Consider the following 22,338-nt stretch of genomic DNA (forward strand, 5'->3'; position numbering starts at 1 on the left):
ACTTCTTTTGTGGGGGGCGCTGGCGTGCTTGTGCTCTGCCCCCTTCTGCCACGGTAGCTTGTGGGCGGTTTTTTACGGGCACGCTGGAGGGAAGTTTTCTCCGAGAGAGGCGGAGTTTTTGGAAGGCGTGTGGCGCTTTCTCCTTCCGGTAGCGATGTTCGTCTTCGCCAGGAACGCCGCCCGCACCGCCGTCTGCGGGTTGTGTGCGTCAGATGACGAAAAGGAAAAGGGTCAGGAAGAACGCCAGAACTGCGCCAGCTTGCGATACCGCAAAGGCGTATTTTTGCCGTGCGGTTTCTGGCAGTTCTTCTGGCCAGGAACCGCTCCTGAAGCGGCGGATCGCGAAGAAAAACCTTTCCCCGTCAGTGTTGTCCCCGGCAGAATTGGCGATGACGCAAGATACCCCGAGCGCACCGAAGAGTCCGGCGTGCCACCTGACAAGGCCGCACGAATGGGCGGCGAACGCGAGGGAGAGCGCGGAAAGCAGGGCGGTGGCGCCTATCCCGCCGAGGGAAACAATTACCTGTTTGACCGGGGTGGGTTGGAGAAGGCGGGGTCTTTCCGGATCGCCGACGAACCCCGAGGGAAGGGGCAGGAGGCCGAAGAGGAATCTCGTCTCTCCGAGGCGCCGGAAGCGGTACTCCTTGGCGCAGATCTTGACGACGCGTGGCTTGGTTCCGACCAGCCTGCACGCGAGGTAGTGGCCGAATTCGTGAAAGAAGGTGTGAAAGCAGAGACAGAAGTAGGCAAAGGCGAGCTCGGTAAAAGCGACAAACCAGAGGAGCGTCGGGGGAATTTGCTCGATGCCGGACGCGAGCCGGATCTTTTCCAGGAAACCCAGAAGCACCGGATCAAAAACACACGAACCGAGGACGCGGACGATTTCAGACAAGGCGGTTTCCTCCTTTTTGATGCGGTTTGGTACGTCATTTTTCCGGTTTACCTGCTTTTCCTGCTTCCCACCGCGATCCGCTCCAGGCTCGACTGGTGCTTCGATAAAAAAGCCCGGAAGGAAAAACCCAAGGTGGCCGCCTTTCTGTCTTTTGTGGGGTGGTTTGTGTCCTGGTTAGCAGAGGCATGCGCGATGGGCGTCGCCGCGTCGGGCATCGGTTGGCTGGCGGCGAAATTTTGAGGAACTACAGGGGCCTTCAGCGGCGAAATTTTTTGGTGAAAGCCTTTTAGTTTTTCAGGGGGGATTGCGGTGTTCTTTCAACTATTGAAGCGCTGGTGGAAGAGGTATCGGGAAGAGCCAGCAGAAGAAGCGCCGTTTTTGGTAAATATTTCATGGTACGTAGTGATCGCGGTTGTCCTCACCTACCCGGTGGGGGCGATCCTTCTCCTCGCGTGCCTGGCGGCCGGGCGCCTCTCCTGGGCGACATCCGTGCTCCGGACCTACGGGTGGGTGATGGCGTGCGCCGGGGCAATGCTGATCTTGGCTTTTCTCTCCGTCATCTGGCGGGACCTGGTTGAAGAAAGACGGGGAATCCGCAGGAACTATGGCTTGAGCGTCAAAGAAGTTCTGCACAGAGAAATCGATTTTGAGAGGTGGTGCAGTTGATTGCTGGCCTTTCCCTCTCCACTTTCCTTTTTCTCTTTCTGATCCTGTTACCTGGGTATGTGTGGGCAGCTTTAGCGGGAAGGTCCCGCCAGGAAATGCGGTTTGACACTGCGCTGTCGCAGGGCCTCCTGGTCTTCTGCCTTTCGCTGGGCCTTCTGTTTTTAGGTGATTTGCTATACGGTATCGAAGTTTGCAAGGGATTTTTGCGTGTGCTCCTGTTCCTGAGCGGTTTGGCGGAAGAAGAGGTAAGGTCTCTCGCCCCGGCAGGCATAGTGTTTGCGACGGTATACTTCCTCGCCATGGCAATTGGCCTCGCGGAACTCGTGCTGGCCGTGGTGTGGGATGTTCTGCTGTGGCAGAGATTCCGCTTTTGGGTCAGAATGCGGTTGGTTCGGCTCGGCAGGGCGGTGCGGGCGCTTGTGTGCGGGGTACTGACAACAATGGCAGGACGCGGCCGCATAGTTCCCGCTGACTGTGGCAGGAGAAAGAGTTTCCGGCTTGCCTCCGGCCAAGTTTTGGGGGATGTTCTGCTGGCTTACCGTCTAGCAGGAAAGAGGCCGTTCGTCGCGGTCGCTTTGAAAAACGGCCAGCAACTCCAAGGGGAAGTCCTCCGGTACGGTTACGGAAAGGGAGAGGCCCTTCTCATACGGGACGCCGACCGGCCGGACCTCGCGGCTTGGGTTCCGGTAGGCGACATCACCCGTTTGGATTTCCTTAACATGAATATGCTGGGACAGGAAACGGAAGAAAAGAAACAGCAACGGGAAGCGCGGCTTTCCAAGCAGGACAGGATCCTGCTAGACGCCATCTTGCCGGGCCTGGCAGATGAAATCGAGGAAGAGCTGCGGGGATTTGGAAGCAGGTAGCCGGAATTGTTTCCTGGAAGCGGCGGTGAGGAAGTTGGCAGGATGAGGTTTCAATTGTCCGAAACTTGGCCCCAGTTTGCTTTTTCGAGGAATTCTGCAATACCATCGAGAAACCGCCCGGCTTTTTCTACCGCTTCTCGGGCTTCTTCCTTGGTAACCAGGTAGAAGTCATCATAGTCGCTTGCATGGCGCAAATCTTTGGTACTTTTAAGAATTTTGCCGTACTCCTTGGGAAGTATGCCGGGCTTCACAAAGTGCTGGATGAACAGGCTGACCACGCCTGAGTGCTTGCGGGCATCCAGGGATTTTGTGGCCAAGGCGGCCCGTGCAGCTTGGAAAACTGCATAGTAGGCGCGGGAAATGGCATCGCGGAAAAGTCCATTTTCCAGGAGTACCTGTGCTGCGGCAAACCGCTCGCGGGCCGACTGCATGCGGTATTTCGCGAGTTCGCGGACATCTACATCTGCCACAGGACTTCCCCTTCCCGGAGTACGCTGGAGGCGAAGGGCGACCGCGCTTCGACCAGCTGTTTGAAGTGCTCGGCATCGTAAATGTTCAGGGAGATGTCTACGTTGTGTTCGAGTTCGGCTTCCAAGATAAAATCGTAAATTCTATCGCGGTTGATCCTGCCGCGGTCGTTGACCAGCAAGAGGATGTCTATATCCGAATCGTTTTTGGCATCTCCCCGCGCCTTGGAACCATAAAGGATCACCGCACGGACTTCCCGCGGGTAGATGCGGTTCAGGTGCGCTATGAACTGGTTTAAGACTTCTCTTTCGAGCTCGCTCAGGCCCATTTCCGCTCCGCCCCTTTCGCAATGCAATCTTACCACACTTTTGGGGGCGTGGGAAGAACTTCGGTGTGCTTGCACGGATTCGCGGGGGCGGCGAGCGTGAGGAAGCGCCCGCTTTTCCGAGTGTTCCCGCGCAATTTCCAGAAACCCCCGTCCCAAGCGCCCACTTTGGTCAAAAATGGTCAAATCCGGCCCGGAACGGCACTTGCCAATTTTGGTACCTGGTGGTAGGGTAAAGTCAAAGAACATCAAAGTCAAAAAGTCAGCCTTGGTCAAAAAACCGCGGGAAGGGCGGTGGCCGGGGATGGAGAAGCCGAAACTGGAACTGCTCAAGATCGCAAAGGTCACGCAGCATCACTTCGCCCTGCCGTACTCGTACCTACGGGATGTGTTGGGAAAGGACGGGCGCACCCACCTGGCGGTCTACCGATTCGGGAAGGCGCTGGTGCTGGTGCCCGCTAACATAGAGGTAGACGGGGAGGCCCTGGAGGGGGTGAGGAAGTTGCTTGGAGAGAAAGCGGGTAGCCGGGATGAAACGGATCCCCCTTGCTAATCTAGGATTTCCATTACTTCCTTGGCGATGTAGAGCTTGTTTCGACTGCGGCCAGTGATTTCCTGAAGTACCCCTTCTCGTACTAACGCTTCGATGTATTTCTGGGCGGAAGAGTAAGTGACGTTGAGGCGTTTTGCCGCTTCCGGCACGCTTATGATGGGCAGGGAAAAGAGGTGATCACACAGGCTGAGCAGGGCACTCGGGGCGCGCGCCCTTTGGAAGCGTTCTCTGTAGTTCGCCTGGAGTTCCTGGAGGCGGCTGGCCCTTCCGATGGCATCCGTAGCCTGGTGGTGCACTCCGCGAAGGAAGAAGACAATCCAGTCTTCCCACGCGCTCCTTGTGCTGACCCCTTGCAGGAGGTCATAGTATTGTTGCCTCCGGAATTCAAAGTAGGGACTTAGGTAAAGCAAAGGTTGGGGAAGGATGTTCCACGCACACAGGAGAAGGATGATGAGCATGCGACCGAGACGACCGTTGCCATCTAGAAAGGGGTGGATAGCCTCGAACTGGTAGTGTATCATGGCCAGCTTTACCAGGGGCGGGAGGTCATCCTCCCGGTGAATGAACTTTTCGAGGGAACCCATCAAATCGAGGACTTCGGAAGCGGGGGGAGGGACGAAGGTGGCCTCTCTCAAGGTACAACCTGGAGGTCCTATCCAGTTTTGTACCTTGCGGAGTTCTCCCGGCGAGCGTCCGGCTCCCCTTACACCCTCGAGCAGTATAGAGTGCAGTTCCTTTATCAGCCTCAGGCTTATGGGCAACTCTCTGAGCCTCGACAGGCCGTATTCCAGGGCACGCACGTAGTTAAAAACTTCCCGCACATCTTCCTTGAGTGCCTCATCGTTCCAGAGCCTGAGCTGGCCGGCTACCTCATACAAGTAAAGATCTGAAAGAGATGCTCGCGTGCCTTCTATGCGGGAGGACAGTACGGCTTCGCGGCGGAGAAACGGCCTGATCAGCAGGTGGGGATTGGGAAGCATTCGTCCCAGACCCGCAAGTTCCCCGACGGCGCGGTCGGCAAGGGAAAGCTCGGCGACAAGCCGGGAAGTCCACTCTATTCGCGGCGGGAGGGATTCCGGTATGAAAGCCCATTCTCCCTCACCGATGCGTACCAGGCGGCCGTTTGGTTGAATGAAGTCTTCCGGTAACATTGGTGTCTAATACCCCCGCTTTTTATTCTAGGAAAGTAGAATAACTCCACGCGTTATTATACAATACGGGCCAAAACTATAATAACCAGATTGTGGCAAAATTAACCGTTCGGCTTTTTGTCAGGCTTTTCTCTTTCGTACCGGGCCTGCGCCCGCTAGTGTAGCCTACTTTGGGACTCGAGTTTCTACTGCAAAACTAATCAAGCGAAAGGAGCGTGGTCAACGATGCTCAAAACCCTGTTACCGCGCAAGGCGAAGCGCGCCTTTACCGCCATTACCGCGCTGCTCCTGGCGGCGGTCGTCCTGGTTGCGGCGGCGCCCGCGGAGGCGAAGAACCTCGGCGCGGAATTTTACCTCGGACGCAAGTCCTACAACTGCATCTACATAAAAGACGGTCAGCGGATGCGCGAAAGCAGGCCGATGGACGTAGAAGCCTTCATCGAGAACGGCCGCACCTACGTGCCCGTGCGCTATCTGGCCTACGCCCTGGGCGTGGCGGAGAAAGACGTGCGGTGGGACGAAGCCTCCCAGACCGTGACCCTGGCCATGGAGGGCACCACGGTCAGGCTGCAGGTGGGCAGCAGGACGCTCTACGTCAACGGCCAACCCAGGGAGATGGACGTGACCCCGCTCCTGCGGGACGGCCGCGTGTTCCTGCCCGCCAGGTTCGTGGCCGAGGCGTTCGGGTACGAGGTGAAGTGGGTCAACGAAGCCATGGCCGTGGTCGTCTACCTGCCCGAGTCCCAGCAGGCCCAGCCGCAGCCCCAACCGCAGCCCCAGCCGCAACAGCCGCAGCAGCCCACCGCCTATAAGATCTCCTGGGACGACGCCGTGAGGGGCACATTGCAACCGCCGCCGGGGGCCGTGCCTGCGCCCGATCTGTGGGGCTTCCCGCCCAGGGCCCTGCGGATGGAGTTCAAGGTGGGTAGCAGGTACGCGGACGTGACCTGGGCGGACGGGAGCAAAGGCACGGTGGACCTGGGGACGGAGTGCGTCATAGCGGGCAACCCCACTGGCACCGAGTTCTTGCGCAACAAGTACCCGCAACTCTACAACGAGGCCAACTCTTTCCCGGTACCGGGGGCTGATTACGGTGCCTTCTACGTCCCCATCATTCCGGTGGCCGAGGCGTTCGGCGTGCCCAGGGAGAACATCGTGTGGGACGGGGAGCACCTGGCGCTGTTCGGGTACTACGGGGACGTGAGGAACTACCGGCTGATGAAGGCAGGGACTAGAGACAGCGTGGGCAAGGCGGTCGGCGGCAAGCCCGAGGTGATGCTCACTAAGTCGGACTTCCCGCTCTTCGTAAAGGACGGGGTGCCGATGGTGGGCATCAACAGCGTGAGCGATGTGAGCCAGCTGCTGTTCGCCGTGGGAGCTGGCTACCAGCCAGGACTGGTGAAGGGTGTTGACGATATTTATCATGGAGGCTGGGATTACGAAACAGGCAAGGCGGAGGCGGGAATTAAGTTGATGAGCAAGTAACCTTTTTGGTCTCGCTATTTTGTGGTAAGATCAGAGTTGAGGAAACCGGGGGAACGCGATGAATATTGATTTCATTCGCCAGGCAGTGGTCTCTAACAAGTACGAGGTGTCCCAGCACGCGGAGAGGGAGCGGCTAAATGATGACCTAAGCATTGTAGATATCGAAAATGCCATCCAAACGGGCGAAATCATTGAGGATTATCCCGATGACCCGCGCGGAGCGAGTTGCTTGGTGCTTGGGTGGGCATCTGATGATCGCCCTGTCCACCTGGTAGTTGGCTTTCTACCCAACGGGTGGATACGGATTGTTACCGTTTATGTTCCGGAGCCGAGGAAATGGGAGCCGGATTGGAAAACGCGAAAGAGAGGGGGAAGGAAATGAGGCACGAGTACGCAAATTGCTCTTTTTGCGGCGGTTCCGTTGAGGAACAGCCTGTGACCGTGGATTACCGTACGAAAGCCGGGTTGGTAATCATCGAAAATGTGCCTGCCGGGGTATGTCGCCAATGTGGGGAGCGGTATTACACGGCTGAAGTAGTAAAGGCTATGGAGAGGCTGGCAACGTCGGGGATTCCTGTTTCGAGGACCGTAAATGTTCCCGTGCGCGAGTTTTCGGAAAACTTTATTTCTTAACCGCGAGGTGAAGCATGTCTCGGGATGTTGGTTTCTATCTGGAAATCATTTTGGAAGCTATTAACAAGATCCAATCGTATACGGCAGGACTCTCTTTTGAAGCCTTCTCGCGGGAAACCATGATCCAGGATGCCGTGGCTGCAAACCTGTATATGATTGGGGAGGCAATCAGACGAATTCCCGAGTCCTTGTGGGAGAAGTACAAGGAGGTGGGGCGGGAAAAGTTGGTGGAAGTTCAGGACCATCTACTTCGCGAGTATTACGATTTAAACCCGGAATTTCTCTGGGGTGTGATACGGGACAGATTGCCGCTCTTAAAACGTGCCGTCGAAGAACTTCTTCACATGAAAGCATAGTGAGCGCTATTTCTGCAAGCCGGAAAAATTGAAAATCTTTTTTTAGCGGGGAGGTGCCGGGTTAATTTCCGGTCCTCCCTTTCGTTTTTCTTTTTAAAACCCTACGAGGAGGTGCTTACCTTGCATCTGCTCCGGAGAAGGACAAGAATTGGAAGCATTCTGGTACTATTGGCGTTTACCCTTAGCTTTGCCTTTCCCGCGTGGGCAGACATTTTAAAGTGGGAAGACCCTACTACACACCCCGCTCCACCCCTTTACGCCGCGCAGGGGCACGCGACTTATACCCGCCAGCACTTCACGGAGTTCTGGGTGAACGAGACGGGGGACACCGTGACCTCGCCCTTCAAGGTGTTCGAGGGCTGGTGCTCGGTGTTCGACACGGTGCCGTTCGAGGCCAGCCAGGGGTGGACGGCGGTTGGTCAGAACGACCCCGCCTTCTCCCAGGCGGACCAGTACCTGGCCGCCCTGGGCGTGCCGCAGGACGGGGGGTACTACATCGTCAGCCCGGCGTTCTGGTCCACTCAGGGTACCGTTCCTGGCGGGGTGAACCCCATGCTGCCCAGGGCCGGGTACAGCGACTGCCTAAAGGACGTGCCCGTGCGGGCCGTGATGGACGAGAGTGGTTTAACTCCTGGTTATGATACCCTTTCCAACCCCAAGTGCTTCGGCAACGGCCCGGCGGGGCAGGGCTTCGAGGCGGGCGGCTACGACGCCAGCGGTGCCGGCTGGCACTGGTACTCGAAAGAGGCCAACTCGCCCGTGGGCCTGACGAAGGACTACGCGGCCTCCATGGGCAGGGACGCCCTGAGCCGCGGCGGGCAGACGAGCACCACCAGGGCGAAGATCCTGTACTCCTACATCTACGGTGTCGCGGCGACGAACGTTGACTGCATCGGCCTGGCGCAGGGTCCCAACGGCAAGGACAGGTTCAGGGCGGGTTTCTTCAACTCCACGCCCTACTTGGTGAAGGACGCCACGCTGAGGGCCTACATCGTCCAGAACGGGAAGTACACGCTGGCCGCGAGCACGAAGACGCAGATCGGGCCGGTACCCGTGGGCGACGGGCGGGGCGGGACGATGAGGCCGGCGGGCACGCCGTCCTACGGCCCCGGGGTAAAGCCGGGCGCCACGCCCAACAGCGTGGAGTGGGAGTTCGAGGTGTCGCCCCCCTCGGGCCAGTACGAGCTGAGGGTGACCATAAACATGCAGTATTCGGAGAACGGCCTGCCGCTGTTCGAGCCTCTCAACACCGTGGCCGCCTACGGCAGGTTTGGCGCCCTTGTGCCCCCGCTCACGGGGCAGAAGATGGAGAAGGCGCCGAGCCTCCTCTTCAGGGGATCGAACCCTTACGATGACAACTGGGCGAATACGAGTATGTCGGGCGTTACCCTTCCCCCGCCCGGAGGGGAGCAACCCGGGACGGATGACCTCGCCGTGACGAGCATCCAGGTGCTGGACGCGGAAACCGGCCAGCCGGTTTCTTCACCGCGGGCAAACCAACCTCTGAAAGTCAGGGCGACTTTCGCTTCCGGCTTCAATGTGGGCGGTTGGGCCAAGATTAGGCTGTACAAGTACCAGGTTGAATTCAAGCGGCTCGACGAGGTCGGGAGCACGAACATTTACCTCGAACCGCACGGGAGTTACACGAAAGAGTGGAGCGGCCTTGTGATCGGGGAGGGCCAGTACAAGTTCATAGCCTCGATATGCTACTATAACACCGGGAACGATCCCTCCACCGGGTGGCGGCCCGAGAAGTTTGACGGAAAATACGATGAGAAGACGTACGACAACAACAAGAAAGAGGCCGACCTGACGGGGACGGAGCAGCCGCCGCACATGCCGCAGCCGCGGGAGTGGAGCCAACCCGCCTGGTACCCGCCGCTGGCGTGGAGGGAAACCCCGGTCTACGAGACCGTTACCGAACCCGTGTACGGGTGGAAGAAGGTCCCCTTCACCAAGGAGCAACCCGAGGGGAAGGTCCGGGTGCGCCTGGTTGAGTAGGCGGCCCGGATCCTCCTTTTTTTTGTGAAAAAAGAAATTTAGCGAAAGGAGGTTAAGTAATAAGGTGAGCCGGAAGGCATTGAGCACGGTACTCGTCGCGTCGCTCCTGCTCTGCCTGGCCCTCCAGACGCTCCCGGCGCTGGCCGGGCCCCAGTTGCAGTGGGCCGATCTGGTGACGGGCGTGGACGCAAACGGGAACCTCGTCACGACCCGCGTGTACGGCTACTACGCGGATATCGAGGGGTTCGGCCGGGTGTTCGTCGTCTGCGACCCCGCCACCGGGAGGGAGACGGGGGAGGCCTACGTGCCCGGGGCCAAGGTGGGGGACAGGCAGGTGCAGAAGCTGGTCAGGTACGAGCGGAAGCTGGACCTGGACTGGGACCACCCGAAGCAGGTCAACCCCGTCCGCCTGTCCCTGATCGCGCCGAACATCCCCACGGACGTCAATTACGATTGGGACTACTACGAGCGGACGGGGCAACTGGTGGAGAGGGCGTTCAACCAGTTCGCCTGGCCGATGAGTTGGTCGTTCGCCCGGATGATCCCCGGTTCCGACCCGGACTACTGGCTCATCCTCGGCGTACTGCAGAACCCCAACCCCTACCCGGTGAGGGTGAACATGCAAGCATCCATTTGGGGTTGGCATACTAGGTGGAATAGGGACGGTGCGATTTCAAAAGATCTGCAGGGGGTTTCGCTCGGACCCAACGAGACGAAGTATGTCCTCATAAACCGCGGGCAGAAAAGGGAATTCCTGGCGGACAGGTTGTGGTACAAGTGGCCGCAGCCGGGCTACTCCGAGGCCTACTACGATGTCCAGGTGAAGAGGGTGGACGACCCCGAGTACCCCGAGATCCTGAAGTCCGGCGACGCGTACGGCTTTTTCGTGCCCTACGTCCGGTGGGACGGCACCGACCCGACCGTCTACCCGCTCATACCCATGAGGCTGGCGTTCGATTTCCACTGCTGGTCGGATGACGATTACGGTTCCTACTGGTATTCCTATTACCGAGGGCGCGAGTTCCCCGAGTGCTGGGGCCACGCCGAGCACGACCCCGCGACGGGCCAGTGGACCGTCAGCGTCTCGTTTTACTACTTCAAAAAACCGTGGTGGATGTCCGATGCAGAGTGGCAGAAGGTTTACAACACGGCGGTGAACAAGGCGATCTCCGCCCTGAAGCCGCTCTTCGAGAAGTGGTACCCGAAAGTCCCCTTCTGGTGCGCTTGGTGGGACGACCCCTACCTCAGGGTCAACGGGGAGACCGGTGAGTACATTACCTACGGTAACTGGCCTGGCGGCCGCGAGCCGTCGTTCCGCATCACCTTCTACTACCTGGAGCCCGTCCCGCCGCGGAACGCGCCGCCCCCGCCCGGTAGCCAGTACTGGTGGAGCAACACGAGGTGGGGCGGGTGGCTCTACACTACGGGGGGCGCCTACGCGTACGGTTCCGAGCTGACCGCGCCGGTGCTTTTCAGCTATCCTTATTCGCGGGGCGTCGAGGAGTTCAACTACACTACCTACACCTGCAGGGAAAGGGACGGGGACACAAGCAACTTCGTGGTGCCGGAAGGAACGGGCATATATGAGAGGACGACGGACCTGCGCTACTACGACCCCGACGGCTGGATGAGGTACCTGCCCGTGGTCAGGGCCCAGCCGATGTTCGTGGAGTGGTACAGATTCGTCCCGACCCAGGGGGACTTCGGCTATCTGACGAAGGAGATTGCTCCCGGCTACCTGCTCTGGGTCGATACGGAGACGAGACCCGTGCTGAGCGTCGCGACCCAACCCATCGAGGTCAGCGTCGACTGGTGGTGCTGGGCCCACGTTTCGAGCGGCAGGTCGAGCGGCATCGCGCAGTTCCACCGCTACTGGCGCTGGACGCCGCAGTCGGGGTGGCAGTTCCTGGGGCAGTCCCACGAGAGCGCCACGCCGATCAGCGACCAGCGGGATTCGCGTTGGAAGGTCACCGTCAGGTACGCACACAGGGTGACCGGGAATAACCCGAACAACTTCCCGGTGCTCTGGAGGGCCCAGTGGGGCAACTCGCCGCCCGCCCTCTACTGGCCTGGGGCGCAGGCACTGCGGGAGAAGGGGAACAACGTCAGCGTCGACCCGCTGATCCCGCTGTCCGGAAACCCCTACCTGGGGGCGAACGAGCAGAACAAGTTGATTGCTTCCTGCGAAAAGACGGCCGGCTTGGAGCTGGCGAGGGAGCGCCAGAGGGGAGAGTCCTTCGAGTCCTTCGAATCGCGCGTCCTGTCCGAGATCGTCAGCGGCATAGTCCAGCCGGTGTTTTCCTCCCAGGAAGAGGCCGTGTTTGAGGGGGGCGGCAGGTTCGCGATCGTGCCGACCTTCGAGCCTGGCAGGGGCGGCGTTATTGGCGGCGCCCAGAAGTACCTGATCCATTACCGCTATGTGTGGGACAGTAAATGGGATTGGTACGTCTGGGACGACCCCGAGGATGACGTGATAGGCTTCCCCGGGGCGAACATGACGCTCTGCTCCTACATCTCCGCCTGGTCGCCGACGGACGGCCTCGTGGTCAGGGCAGGCGACGAGTACTTTGCCGAACTACTTCGCAGAAAAAGCACGGAAATACTATTCAATAGTGGAAGCACGCTTGCTCAAAGGCTGTGGCGGTTCCACAGCGGGGGGGTCGTGTACCCGCCCCCCTACCCGGAGGACTGAGGGGCGCGTGGGGCGTTCTGCCGGGCCGGCGGCGGCTGGCTCCGCCGGCCCGGATTCCTTTTTCAGCTTTCAGCACGGTTTTGGCGTTCGATGATCGGGAATCCCCGTGCCGGAGAGAGTCCCGAGTTTTCTCTTTGCCGCGAAATTTGCAAAAATCTGTCGAAAAAGGAAGAAAGAGAGGACTTGCTGGAAGAAAAGAAGAAATATCATTAATCGCTCAGGAAATATTTCCTCCGGGGGTGGTGTTCTTGCGTTCCCGCGTACTCGCCGCAGGGGTTTCCTTTTTCCTTGCAGTAATACTGATCGCTGTAGTTGCAACACCTGGCTTGGCCAGCGCCGATATCGGTTTCGAAAGGGTGCTGGGCGGTACCGTGGCGAAGGTATTCGCCTTTCCGGACGTGCCTGGCGGTCCCCTCGCTTTTGCCTTTGTAAAAGAAGAGGGGACGTACGGAAAGTCCGGGGCGTGTTTGCTTTACCGGAGCAGGGACTCCGGCAAGACCTGGGAAAAAGTCGAGTGGCTGGTGGACAACATCTACCGCGGAGACGAAGAGATAGGTGAACTCCGCAGTATGGCGGCGCTTTCCGACGGCACGCTGGTTTTGACCGGTTCGTGGGCCAGAACTTCCGAGCCGTTCCTCCTCTACAGCAGGGACGGCGGCACGAGGTGGGAAAGCCAGGCTTCCGGAGAGGGATCCCCGCTGGTCGCCTGGGCGGCGGGGGACCGGGTTTTCGGCCTCTTCAAGTATCGGTTTGGTTCCATGACCGTCTTGAAAGTTTCTGACGACCGCGGAAGGACCTGGCCTGTAGATTTAAAGGTGGGGTTGGAAGCAAACGAACGCGCTTTTACGACACCTGACGGGCGCGCTTGCTTTGTCGTTTCGGACGCGTATGCACTCTGGGCGACGGCTGACGGCGGCACGACCTGGCGCGATACCGGAGTTAGACTCTCGGCGGTACCCCATCCACTCGGCCCGGGTTACGCGCCGGGTTGGCCTCCGGACATGCTCGGGGGAGAGGTGGCCGCTGTGTTCGAAGCTGACGGCTCATTGACAGCTGTAGCCTGTAGCCCGGGCGCTCCAGCTGGCGTGTACATTTCCCGCGACGGCGGGAAGACGTGGAAGCAGGTTGAGCAAGCCCAGTTCGAGTGGCGGCCGAAGCATACGGCCAGCAGGGCGATCAGCGTGGCCGCGGCTCCTGGCGGGCTGATCTTCGCGGGCACGCCGGATGACTGTGTCTTGGTTTCGGAGGATTACGGAGTTACCTGGAAACCAGTCACGCAGGGAGTCACCGAAGAGGTTCACGAACTGGCGTGCTTTCCTTCGGGAGACTCCGTCGTGGTACTGGCCGCCACCCCGGCAGGCCTGCTGAGGATGGAGTACCAGAAGCACCAAGTTCAGGTTGGCGGAGCGCTGGAGCAGGGGGCTGGTGGTAGTGAAGGGCAGAATCAGGGACAAATGTCCGAGAAAACTTCACCACCAGCCGTCGTGAAATTCGTGATCGGGCAGAGGGCCTTTTGGGTTGGCGACCAGAAGAAGGACATGGACGCCGAGGCGTTCACCGAGAACGGCCGCACTTACATGCCCGTGCGCTACCTGGGCGAGTCCCTGGGCGCGGAGGTCGGGTGGGATGGGGCGACCCAGACGGTGACCCTGGCCAAGAGCAACGTGATGGTGAAGCTCGTGGTGGGGGACAAGATCATCTACGTCAACGGGCAACCCAGGGAGATGGACGTGGCCCCGCTGGTCCGCAGGGGCCGCACCTACCTCCCCGCGCGCTATGTAGCCGAGGCGCTTGGATACAAGGTGGGTTGGGATCCGGTGACACAAGCCGTGAGCGTGATGCGGTAGCCAACGTTAATCAAGCCCGGATAGCCAGGCATCCTTTTCCAGGGGTGCCCGGCTTTTTTTTGTAGAGCCTTTGCAAGAAAGGGACACAACACGATTGGGTGCTATGGTCCCCTGCCGCCCAAGCCCGGCCAGGTTCTGGTACGGGCGGCACTCTACCGGGCTGTCGGTAGAATGGTACCGACAGCCCGGCTTTTTTTGTAGCGGTCACATCCCGGAATCCACCAAGAGAGGGGAGGTCTTCCGGGTGTTCCTGGCCAAGGTGGCGTGCTACCTGGTACTCGGCTACGCGGCCGCCGTTGCGGTGGCGGCACTCGCCTGGCGGCTCACGGGCCGGTACAGGGGGGTACTGGTGCTGGCGTCGCTTCTCTGGCCGCTGGCGGTAGCCGAGGTGCTGAAAGAGAAGAAATATGTGGGCAGGAAGAAAAAGTATCTTGTCCGGAGGGGATAGAGTGGAAGAGGAAGATCCGGAGAAACCGGAATTTCATCCCGTACACGTTAACTGGTTGCTGACGAAGGCCTGCAGTGCAGGTTGCCGCCACTGCTACATCAGGGGCAGGTTCGGCGGCCCCGAACTGGGTACGGGAGAGGCCCTGGCACTGCTGGAGGAAATGGCGGCCGCCGGGGTGCGGAGCGTGTGCTTCACGGGCGGCGAATTCTTGGCGAGACCGGACGCGCTTGCCCTGGCAGGGGCCGCCGTCCGGCTCGGGCTGGAGGTCTCCGTGGTGACCAGCGGTTTCCCGATTACCGAGGAACTCGCGGAGAGTTTGGCCGTCCTGGGGGCCACTACGTACCTCAGCGTCGACGGGGTCGGTCCCGAAACCCACGAGAGGGTGCGCGGCCCCGGGTCGTGGGAAGTGGTTCGGCGGGCCGCCCGGCTCCTGGCGCGGGCCGGGGCGCGCGTGTGCACCGTGACGGCACTCTCCCGGCTGAACGTTGCGGACGCGGGCAGGATTCCCGCCGCGGCCGGGGAGTTCGGGGCCGAGGTTGTCTGCCTGCTCCCAGCCATGCCGCAGGGTGCGATGGGGCGGGAGCTCGTCCTGGGGGCCGGGGAGTTCGCCGCGGTGGTGCGCTCGGCTGCTAAGGGAGCGGGGGCCGCGGGGGTGGAACTACACCTGTGGTGCGCGCCCTTCGCGGGCATTTTAGGAGATTTGGGCGCGGGGGTGAGGTGGTGGCCCTGCAGGGGGGCGCCCGTGGCAGACATTTCGCCCGACGGGAAGCTACTCCTGTGCGACGTGCTGGACTTCGCCTTCGCGGACCTGCGCGGGGGGAATTTCGGCGAAGTGTGCCAGGAAATAGCGGGGATGCCGGAGTTCGCGGAGGCACACTTTCCTGTCCGACCAGCGGAAGTCTGCCGGAAGTGCCCCGCTTGGGGGGAGTGCCGGGGCGGGTGCTTCGCGAGGGCCTACTTGGATTTTGGGAGCCTTTCGGTCCCGGACCCGCTGTGCCCGAGGGCCGCGGGGTTACTCGGTTGAGCTCCGGCGGACGGTACGGCGCCGTTCGCCCTGTTTTTTGTGGACACAACTCCGGCAAGTACAAGGGAGGTAGAGCGCGTGGCAGTCGGGAGTGCGGCAGAAACCGCGACCGTCAGGTGGTTGCGCGAGGAAGAAGATTATGGGATGAGGTTCTACCGCGTGAGGAGGGTAATCGCCTGCCGCAGGACGCCCTACCAGAAGGCGGAGGTGCTCGAAGTCTGCGGGTTGGGTCGTTGCCTCTTCCTCGACGGCAGGCTACAGTCGGCGGAGGCCGACGAGCACGTCTACCACGAGCTACTGGTGCACCCCGCGGTGGCCGCGCACCCGGCGCCGCGGAGGATCCTCGTCTGCGGGGCGGGCGAGTGCGCCACAGTGAGGGAGATCCTCAAACATCCCCCCGTGGAGAGGGTCGTCGCCGTGGACATAGACAGGGAGGCGGTGGAACTGTGCCTGGCCCACCTGGGGTTCGACCGCGGCGGCGCGTCCGACCCGCGGTGCGAGCTGGTTTTTACGGACGCCGCCGAGTTCGTGGCGTCCTACAGGGGCGGGCCGTTCGACGTGGCCGTGGTGGACGTGACGGACGACCCCGGCGGCCCGGCGTGGACGGTGTACACCGAGAGGTTCTACCGCTCGCTCAAGCGCGTCCTCTCGGAAGACTATGCCGTGGCCGTGCAGGGCACTTCCGCCCTGCCCGGCGCAAGGGGTTCGGCTTTCGCGTCTCTTTACAGGGTACTCCGGGACGTTTTTGACAGGGTGGTACCTTACGCCGAATACATCCCGTCTTTCGAAGATCTGTGGGGTTTCTTTCTCTGCACCGGGGGGCGGGCGGAGGCCGTTCCTCCGCCTGGCCGCCTGCCCCGGGGTTTGAGGTACCTCGACGGCGGTGCGCTCACCCGCGCTTTCTCGTTGCCCGGTGCAGTTAGACGTGCCCTGAAGGGGGAAGGGACTCAGATGCCCGCGGTAGCGTTTGGAGACACAAAAGGAGAGGGGAGGTCCTGAAGAGTTATGGTGGGTTTTCAGCTCAGGTTCGGCCCGTGGTGGAGGGAAATCGCCGGGGTTATGAAAAAGCCTTTCGCCCGGCTCAGCTTCAGGGCTACAATGGCCTATGTGGCCGCCGCCGTGAGCCTGGTGGCCTTCGCGGTGGGCTGCGTGCTGTTCGCCAACCTGTCGCTGCACAACCTGCGCCTGCAGGAGCTTGGCGCTGCGGCGGACAAGGCCGAGGCGGCGGCGCGGTACCTGGGCGAAGGGCTGCCGCGGTCGCTCCTGGACGTGGCGCGGGACTACAGCGAGTGGGACCCCATATACGAGATGTGCTCTGAAGGGGAACCCGACGGGGGGTTCCTGGAAGAGGAAGTGGCCTGGATGGTCAGGGAGGTCGCCGTGAACGGCAGGCCCGTCGCGCGGCTGGCGCTCTACGGCGCCTCCGGGGAAATGATGTACGCGGCGGGGGCGAAGGGGCCCGACCTGACGGCGGAGGCGAAGGCGGCCTTTGAAAACGATACTCCCGTGAAGGGCCTGCTCTTCCACGCGGGCAAGGTGTACCTCGTGGCGGCACACCCCGTGCACACGACGGGCAGCGGCGGCCCGGCGAGGGGCGCCCTGGCGCTGGCCCAGGTGCTGGAGCCGAGCATGGTGGCCGAGGCGGAGAACATCCTCGGCTGCAAGCTGAGCTTCTGCGGGATGGGATCACTCGGTGCGGTGCCGCAGGGGGTCGAGTGGCAGCAACTCAACGGGGCCAGGGCGGCGCTGACGCGGTCGGGCGCGGTGCTGGCGTCGAAGGAGTTGTCCGATGCCCGCGGTAGCGGTTCCGAACAGCTGGTGGTCGAGAAGCGCACCAGCCTGCCGCTGCTCACGGCAAGCACGCTCAGGGCGGGTGTCTTCGCCGGGGGCGCCGTGGGCCTGGTGGTCCTGGCGGCGAGCCTGCTGCTGACCGGGGTCGTGCTCAGGCCGGTCGGCCTCGTGAGCAGGAAGTTGAAGGAGATGGAGGAGAAGGGCGCGATGGAGCCGATAGGGCGGGTCGGCGGCCCGAGCGAGCTGGCCGACCTGGCGGGCGCCTTCGACAGGGCGGTGGCCGCCGCCGAGGAGGCCCGGAAGAGGGAAGGGGAAGCCCTGGAGAGGCTGGCCAATACCGACCCGCTGACGGGCCTGGCGAACCGCAGGAGGTTCGTGGCCGAGGTGCGCGCGGCGATAGCCGACGTGGAGTCTGGCGGCAGGCCCGCCACCCTGGTGCTCTTCGACCTCAACGGGCTCAAGGTGGTCAACGACAACCTGGGTCACGCGGCGGGCGACGCCAGGCTGGTGGCCTTCGCGGAGATCCTGGCCTCCGTGGCGGACAGGTCCCGCGGCGACGTCGCCGCGCGGCTCGGGGGCGACGAGTACGCCCTGCTGGCGAGGTGCGGCACCCGCGAGGCGGAAGCGCTGGTGGACGCGGTGCTCAGCCTGACGCGGGCGAAGCCCCTGCCCGGCCAGGAGTTGCTGGGCGAGGCGCCCGCGTTTGAGGCGGCGGTGGCCGCGGCACCTGCAGACGGGCGCACGCCCGAGGCCCTGCTCGAGGCCGCCGACGAAAAGGTGAACGCCCGCAAGGGCGGCGGCGCGGCGGGCCAGGTGAGGAGGGCGTTGGCGAGCCTGCGGTCGGACGCCTACGGAGACGCCTACGCTTCCGTGCGCCTGCTGCTTATGGCGGCGGACGCCTACGACCGGTACACTCTCGGCCACTCCGAGCGGGTGGCCTCGCTGGCCGAGGCGGTGGCCCGCGCCCTGGGGTGGGGCGAGGAGAGGGCGGCGCGCCTCAGGCTGGCCGGCCTCCTGCACGACGTGGGCCGCGCCCTGGTAGCGCCGGAGGTGCTCTCCAAGACCGAGGAACTGACGGAGGAGGAACTACGCGAGGTCAGGTCCCACGCCGAGCGGGGCGCCTCGCTTCTGGCCGCGTGCCCGGGCCTTGCGGACGTGGCCCGCTGGGTGAGGCTCCACCACGAGCGGCTGGACGGCACGGGCTACCCGGACGGCCTGGTGGGCTCGGAGGTCCCGGAGGAGTCGAGGGTGCTGGCGGTGGCGGACGCCTACGACGCCATGACCTCTCCGCGGCTACACAGGGCCGCCCTGCCCCCGCGGGAAGCCGTGGAGGCCCTGCTCCGGGACGGGGGCTACGACCGGGCTGTGGTGGAGGCGCTGGCCTCGGTCGTCGGTGTGCCGCCGGGCAATGGCCGCAACAGTTAGGGAAAGGGGCTTTTGGGGCCGCAGACACTAGTTTGTCTGCGGCCCGGCTTTTTTTTGTGGTAGCCGCTTCCCGGAATCCGCCGGGAGAAAGGGGGGATGGTAACCGGGTTCGGTTGAGATCCGGACCGGGAGCGGCACAGGAAAAAAAACCGCGAAAGGAGAGGTGGTCCCGCTCTATGTTCAAGCTCGCGGAGAGGATCCGCAGGGTTTCCCGCAACCACAAGGGCTTCACGCTGGTCGAGCTCCTGGTGGTCGTGGCCATCATCGGCATCCTGGCCGCCGTCATGCTGCCCAGGCTCCTGGGTTATACCAACCAGGCCCGCGTGAGCCGCGCCATGGGCGACATCGCCTCCATGCGCAGCGTGGTGGAGGCGTGGGCGGCCAACGAGGGCGCGGGCTACTACCCGGCGCCGGACAACAGCGCGGCCGGCGGCGTGGGCCAGGTGCTCCAGGCCAGGGGCATCAAGTGGACCGGCGGCGCGGACGGCGTGAAGGATCCGTGGGGCACGCCGTACAGGTACGGCACCGCTGACGTGAACGGCGTGGCCAACCAGGCGTACCTGATCCAGTCCGCCGGTCCCGACAAGCAGTTCGGCACGGCCGACGACGTGTGGGCCTCCAGCTCCACGGCACCCGTGCAGAGCGGCACGCCGGACGTGACGCCCACCACCACGGTGGACTCGGCCAGCTAACCGGGTCGCGGGAGGAGAGCGAGGGGGGCAGGGAGAGGGGCGCTCCGCCCCTCCCCTGCCCCCTTCGGCTTTCGCGGCACGCCTAACTGGGAAACCGGAAAGGAAGGTGTCCGGCTTTGGTGGAATCGTTGAACTTTTTTGCAAAAAGAAGCGGAGGTGCAGTGTCTTGGCGCAAACTGCAGTCTACACCGTGAGAGTACTGGTGGGGGGCGCGCGCCGCGAGCTGGCCGTGGAGGCGTCCGGCCCCGACGAGGCCGCCGCTAAGGTCAGAGCGCGCCTGGGGGAGCGCGGCGTGGTGCTGGGAGTGCACCGCGCCGGGAGGCGCGGGGCGGCGCTCCCGCTGCCCTTCGGCGGGGTCGGCCCGCGGGACCTCGAGATGCTCTGCCGCAGCCTGCTGGTCATGCACCAGGCGGGCGTGACGACCCTGGAGGCGGTGGAGACGGCGGCGGCGCAGGCAACGAAGGGAAGGCTGAAGAAGGCCCTGGAGCTGGCGGCGGCGAACATCCGGGAAGGCCTGCCGTTCAAGCACGCCTTCCGGGGCTCGCCGGACGTCTTCCCGGAGGTGTTCTGCCAGGTGATGGACGCCGCAGAGGAGGCAGGGGCGTTCGAGGACGGGCTCGCCGCGCTGGCGGCGCACTTCGAGCGCGAGGCACGCTTCAAAGAAAAACTACGCCAGGCCATGGCCTACCCGCTGGTGGTGGCGGCCTTCGCTCTGCTCGTCGCGCTGGGGATGTTCACCTTCGTCGTGCCCAAGTTCGCGAAGGTGCTGGCCGAGGCCGACATCCCCCTCCCGGCGGTCACCAAGGCGATGCTCGCCTTCTCGGCCCACGCCAGGGTGGCAATCCCCGGCGCGCTCCTCGGGTTGCTCCTGCTCTGGCGCCTGGCGCGGGGCGCCCTGCGCGCCGGGCCGCTGAGGAGGCGCGCCGAGGCCGCGCTGGGGAGGATCCCGCTGGTGGGCGCCCTGGTCAGGGGCGCGGCGGTCTCGCGGCTCTGCCGCACGCTGGCCCTCCTGCTGGAGGTGGGCGTGCCCGCGGTGCAGGCGCTGGAGGTGGCGGAGAGGGTCTGCCCGCTGCTCGCCTTACGGGACGAGGTGCGCGTGGCACGGGCGGTGGTGCGCGGCGGCGGCTCACTCTCCGGGACGCTCAAAAAGAGCAGGTGGCTGCCCCCGCAGGTGGGCAAGATGGCCGCCGTGGGGGAGCAGTCCGGCAGGCTGCCGGAGATGCTGGAGCGCGCCGCCCAGCTGGCGGAGATGGAGGTCGACGCGGCGGTGCAGAAGCTACCGATGCTCGCGGAGGGGGGCATGCTGGTGTGCGTGGGCGGCCTGGTTCTGTTCATCCTGCTGTCCATATTCCTGCCCATCCTGTCGATGTATCAGACCGTGCAGAAGTAGGGCGGCGGCGCGAGGCGGGCTTCTCCCTCATCGAGGCGCTCGTGGTGCTGCTCATCCTGGCGGCCATGACCTCGGCGCTGGTGCCGAAACTGCTGGCCTACCAGAAGGACGCCCGCGTCAGCCGGGCCTGCGAGGAGATGGCCTCCTTCAGGCTGGTGGCGGAGGTGTTCGCCGCGGGGCCGGGCAACGGACGCTACCCGCGCTGCTCGAACGACCTCTCCGACCCGCACTCGGTGGCCTCGGTCCTCCGGGAGAGGGGCGTGGCGTGGGGCGGGCCGGGCGGCGCCCGCGACCCCTGGGGCAGTCCCTACAGGTACTTCACGGCGCCGCTGGCCCCCGTGCCGTACTACCCGCTTTCGTACGCCTTCCAGTCCGCCGGGCCGGACGGCGAGTTCGGCACGGAGGACGACGTGTGGTACACCGACTGGGAGCCGCCGCGGCAGGGCAGCCCGGAGGGCCAGTGGTTCGCGTCGGGGATGTATCCCTACGTGGAATCAGTCGGCACCGCAGGAGAGGCGGAATAGCCGATGGCTTTTTTCTTTTGGGGGGTGTTCCGTTTGAACGTACCGGACAAGAGGGTCTTCGTCGTCACCTCCGGCAAGGGCGGCGTGGGCAAGACGCTGGTGGCCGCCGGGCTGGGGGCGGCCCTGGCGTCCCTGGGCCACAGGGTGGCCCTCGTGGACGCGGACACGGGCCTGCGGAAGCTGGACGTCGCCCTGGGGTTGGAGAACAGGGTGGTCTACGACTCGGTGGACGTGGTGCGCGGCAGGTGCTCCCTGCGGGAGGCCCTGGTGCGCGACAAGCGCCTCGGCACGCTGTACTTCCTGCCCGCGGCGCAGCGGGAGGACAAGACGGCAGTTTCCCCTGAGGACATGAGGGAGATCTGCGCCCGCCTTGCGGAGTCCTTCGACTTCGTGCTGGTAGACTCCCCGGCGGGGATAGAGCACGGCTTCCGCACGGCGGCGCGGGCCGCCGAAGCGGCGCTCTTGGTGACCACGCCCGACATCGCGGCGGTGCGCGACGCCGACCGCGTGGCGGGCCTGCTGGCCGAGGTGGGACTGGCGGCACCGCTCCTGGTGGTCAACCGCGCGCGGCCGCGCCTGGAGAGGACGGGCGACTCGCTGTCCCCGGAGGACGTGGCCGAGGCGCTGCGCCTGCGGCCGTTCGCCGTCCTGCCGGAGGACGAGAGGGCCGTGGTGTGCGGCAACCGCGGCCTGCCGGTGACGCTCGACCCCGCTTCCGCCGCGGGGAGGGCGCTGAGGGCGGCCGCCCTGCGGCTGGCGGGCGAACCCTGCGCTGTGCCGCGCACGCCCAACAGGAAGGGCGGGGGGTTGCTTGGCAGGCTCGCAGGGTTCCTCAAGGGGGAGGTGGCGCCTGAGTGGTGAGGGACCTGCGCTTCTACAGGAAGGGCGCCTTCCCGGGCGGCCCGCTCTCAAACCTGGCGGTGGCACTGGCGCGGCTCTTCGGTTCCGGCTGGGGAGCGCGGCGGCGCGGCAGCGCCGCCCGGGCCAGGGAGCGCCTCACGGTGATGGTGGTGTGCGACCGCGCGGGACTGGACAGGGCCGGGCTGGAGAGGCTCAAGGAGGAGATGGCCGCCGTGGTCGCGAGGTACGTGGAGGTGGACGCCTGCGGG

Annotated in this window: 23 protein-coding genes; 19 read left to right on the forward strand and 4 right to left on the reverse strand. The window is 63.5% G+C overall.

Annotated features, from left to right (window positions below; genetic code table 11):
• Window positions 1-208: 208 nt before the first annotated feature.
• Window positions 209-847, reverse strand: coding sequence for a site-2 protease family protein (locus G454_RS22865; protein WP_425387440.1), 639 nt, complete (start codon window positions 845-847; stop codon window positions 209-211).
• 354 nt (window positions 848-1,201) lie between these two features.
• Here G454_RS22865 and G454_RS0107310 point away from each other — a divergent pair, with 354 nt between their 5' ends.
• Together G454_RS0107310 and G454_RS0107315 are read left to right on the forward strand one after the other, a co-directional pair.
• Entirely contained in the window at window positions 1,202-1,558 is a 357-nt protein-coding gene (locus tag G454_RS0107310; RefSeq protein WP_027718097.1) for a hypothetical protein, read from the forward strand.
• The gene (locus tag G454_RS0107315) at window positions 1,555-2,424 is read left to right on the forward strand and encodes a hypothetical protein (protein ID WP_027718098.1); all 870 of its coding nucleotides are present in this window, start codon (window positions 1,555-1,557) and stop codon (window positions 2,422-2,424) included. The genes G454_RS0107310 and G454_RS0107315 overlap by 4 nt, the downstream gene beginning before the upstream one ends.
• Window positions 2,425-2,474: 50 nt before the next feature.
• Here G454_RS0107315 and G454_RS0107320 read toward each other — a convergent pair whose 3' ends face one another.
• The gene (locus G454_RS0107320; protein ID WP_027718099.1) at window positions 2,475-2,894 is read right to left on the reverse strand and encodes a HEPN domain-containing protein; all 420 of its coding nucleotides are present in this window, start codon (window positions 2,892-2,894) and stop codon (window positions 2,475-2,477) included.
• A complete protein-coding gene (locus G454_RS21775) occupies window positions 2,882-3,220 on the reverse strand; it encodes a nucleotidyltransferase domain-containing protein (RefSeq protein ID WP_051276038.1) in 339 nt (112 codons plus the stop codon). Before G454_RS21775 ends, G454_RS0107320 begins: the two co-directional genes overlap by 13 nt.
• Before the next feature lie 301 nt (window positions 3,221-3,521).
• Between G454_RS21775 and G454_RS0107330 the strand changes: the two genes are divergently transcribed.
• Complete coding sequence (locus G454_RS0107330) at window positions 3,522-3,770, forward strand: hypothetical protein (RefSeq protein WP_027718101.1); 249 nt, start codon at window positions 3,522-3,524, stop codon at window positions 3,768-3,770.
• On the opposite strand, the gene G454_RS0107335 is transcribed toward G454_RS0107330, so the two are convergent.
• Complete coding sequence (locus G454_RS0107335; protein WP_027718102.1) at window positions 3,767-4,921, reverse strand: Fic family protein; 1,155 nt, start codon at window positions 4,919-4,921, stop codon at window positions 3,767-3,769. The two genes, G454_RS0107330 and G454_RS0107335, sit on opposite strands and share 4 nt — an antisense overlap.
• Window positions 4,922-5,146: 225 nt before the next feature.
• On the opposite strand from G454_RS0107335, the gene G454_RS20360 reads away from it, so the two are divergent.
• The 16 genes from G454_RS20360 to G454_RS18215 all read left to right on the forward strand — a co-directional run.
• On the forward strand, window positions 5,147-6,406 hold the full coding sequence (locus G454_RS20360; protein WP_051276040.1) for a copper amine oxidase N-terminal domain-containing protein: 1,260 nt from the start codon (window positions 5,147-5,149) through the stop codon (window positions 6,404-6,406).
• A gap of 58 nt (window positions 6,407-6,464) precedes the next feature.
• The gene (locus G454_RS22870; protein ID WP_027718103.1) at window positions 6,465-6,788 is read left to right on the forward strand and encodes a DUF4258 domain-containing protein; all 324 of its coding nucleotides are present in this window, start codon (window positions 6,465-6,467) and stop codon (window positions 6,786-6,788) included.
• Window positions 6,785-7,039 (forward strand): type II toxin-antitoxin system MqsA family antitoxin, encoded by a 255-nt coding sequence (locus tag G454_RS22875; protein ID WP_051276042.1) that lies wholly within the window; start codon window positions 6,785-6,787, stop codon window positions 7,037-7,039. Before G454_RS22870 ends, G454_RS22875 begins: the two co-directional genes overlap by 4 nt.
• A 14-nt stretch (window positions 7,040-7,053) precedes the next feature.
• Entirely contained in the window at window positions 7,054-7,395 is a 342-nt protein-coding gene (locus tag G454_RS0107355) for a HepT-like ribonuclease domain-containing protein (protein ID WP_027718104.1), read from the forward strand.
• 168 nt (window positions 7,396-7,563) lie between these two features.
• Window positions 7,564-9,396, forward strand: coding sequence for a hypothetical protein (locus tag G454_RS0107360; protein WP_156896702.1), 1,833 nt, complete (start codon window positions 7,564-7,566; stop codon window positions 9,394-9,396).
• A 64-nt stretch (window positions 9,397-9,460) separates the two neighbouring features.
• Entirely contained in the window at window positions 9,461-12,088 is a 2,628-nt protein-coding gene (locus tag G454_RS0107365; RefSeq protein WP_027718106.1) for a hypothetical protein, read from the forward strand.
• Between the two features lie 248 nt (window positions 12,089-12,336).
• Window positions 12,337-13,935, forward strand: coding sequence for a stalk domain-containing protein (locus G454_RS0107370; protein WP_027718107.1), 1,599 nt, complete (start codon window positions 12,337-12,339; stop codon window positions 13,933-13,935).
• Window positions 13,936-14,179: 244 nt separating this feature from the next.
• A complete protein-coding gene (locus G454_RS0107375) occupies window positions 14,180-14,383 on the forward strand; it encodes a hypothetical protein (protein WP_027718108.1) in 204 nt (67 codons plus the stop codon).
• Window position 14,384: 1 nt separating this feature from the next.
• Entirely contained in the window at window positions 14,385-15,407 is a 1,023-nt protein-coding gene (locus G454_RS18190; protein ID WP_035107322.1) for a radical SAM/SPASM domain-containing protein, read from the forward strand.
• Between the two features lie 78 nt (window positions 15,408-15,485).
• Window positions 15,486-16,406, forward strand: a complete 921-nt coding sequence (locus tag G454_RS18195) for a spermine/spermidine synthase domain-containing protein (RefSeq protein ID WP_051276044.1) — start codon at window positions 15,486-15,488, stop codon at window positions 16,404-16,406.
• Window positions 16,407-16,412: 6 nt separating this feature from the next.
• The gene (locus tag G454_RS0107390) at window positions 16,413-18,623 is read left to right on the forward strand and encodes an HD domain-containing phosphohydrolase (protein WP_027718109.1); all 2,211 of its coding nucleotides are present in this window, start codon (window positions 16,413-16,415) and stop codon (window positions 18,621-18,623) included.
• Between the two features lie 176 nt (window positions 18,624-18,799).
• Window positions 18,800-19,315, forward strand: a complete 516-nt coding sequence (locus G454_RS20365; protein WP_051276046.1) for a prepilin-type N-terminal cleavage/methylation domain-containing protein — start codon at window positions 18,800-18,802, stop codon at window positions 19,313-19,315.
• Window positions 19,316-19,481: 166 nt separating this feature from the next.
• The gene (locus tag G454_RS0107400; protein ID WP_027718110.1) at window positions 19,482-20,705 is read left to right on the forward strand and encodes a type II secretion system F family protein; all 1,224 of its coding nucleotides are present in this window, start codon (window positions 19,482-19,484) and stop codon (window positions 20,703-20,705) included.
• A complete protein-coding gene (locus G454_RS18205) occupies window positions 20,624-21,229 on the forward strand; it encodes a type II secretion system protein (RefSeq protein WP_035107326.1) in 606 nt (201 codons plus the stop codon). Before G454_RS0107400 ends, G454_RS18205 begins: the two co-directional genes overlap by 82 nt.
• 33 nt (window positions 21,230-21,262) lie before the next feature.
• Complete coding sequence (gene minD, locus G454_RS18210; RefSeq protein ID WP_035107360.1) at window positions 21,263-22,090, forward strand: septum site-determining protein MinD; 828 nt, start codon at window positions 21,263-21,265, stop codon at window positions 22,088-22,090.
• Window positions 22,084-22,338 (forward strand): cell division topological specificity factor MinE (locus tag G454_RS18215; protein WP_035107329.1); only part of this gene is annotated, 255 nt, incomplete at its 3' end. The genes minD and G454_RS18215, both read left to right, overlap by 7 nt.

It is taken from the genome of Desulfovirgula thermocuniculi DSM 16036 (assembly GCF_000429345.1).
Taxonomy (GTDB): domain Bacteria; phylum Bacillota; class Desulfotomaculia; order Desulfotomaculales; family Desulfovirgulaceae; genus Desulfovirgula; species Desulfovirgula thermocuniculi.

Bases quoted from the DNA above. Each gene is read 5' to 3' on its own strand.
- G454_RS21775 (WP_051276038.1), bottom strand. From the start codon at position 3,220: ATGGGCCTGAGCGAGCTCGAAAGAGAAGTCTTAAACCAGTTCATAGCG.
- G454_RS0107330 (WP_027718101.1), top strand. From the start codon at position 3,522: ATGGAGAAGCCGAAACTGGAACTGCTCAAGATCGCAAAGGTCACGCAG.
- G454_RS0107335 (WP_027718102.1), bottom strand. From the start codon at position 4,921: ATGTTACCGGAAGACTTCATTCAACCAAACGGCCGCCTGGTACGCATC.
- G454_RS20360 (WP_051276040.1), top strand. From the start codon at position 5,147: ATGCTCAAAACCCTGTTACCGCGCAAGGCGAAGCGCGCCTTTACCGCC.
- G454_RS22870 (WP_027718103.1), top strand. From the start codon at position 6,465: ATGAATATTGATTTCATTCGCCAGGCAGTGGTCTCTAACAAGTACGAG.
- G454_RS22875 (WP_051276042.1), top strand. From the start codon at position 6,785: ATGAGGCACGAGTACGCAAATTGCTCTTTTTGCGGCGGTTCCGTTGAG.
- G454_RS0107355 (WP_027718104.1), top strand. From the start codon at position 7,054: ATGTCTCGGGATGTTGGTTTCTATCTGGAAATCATTTTGGAAGCTATT.
- G454_RS0107390 (WP_027718109.1), top strand. From the start codon at position 16,413: ATGGTGGGTTTTCAGCTCAGGTTCGGCCCGTGGTGGAGGGAAATCGCC.
- G454_RS20365 (WP_051276046.1), top strand. From the start codon at position 18,800: ATGTTCAAGCTCGCGGAGAGGATCCGCAGGGTTTCCCGCAACCACAAG.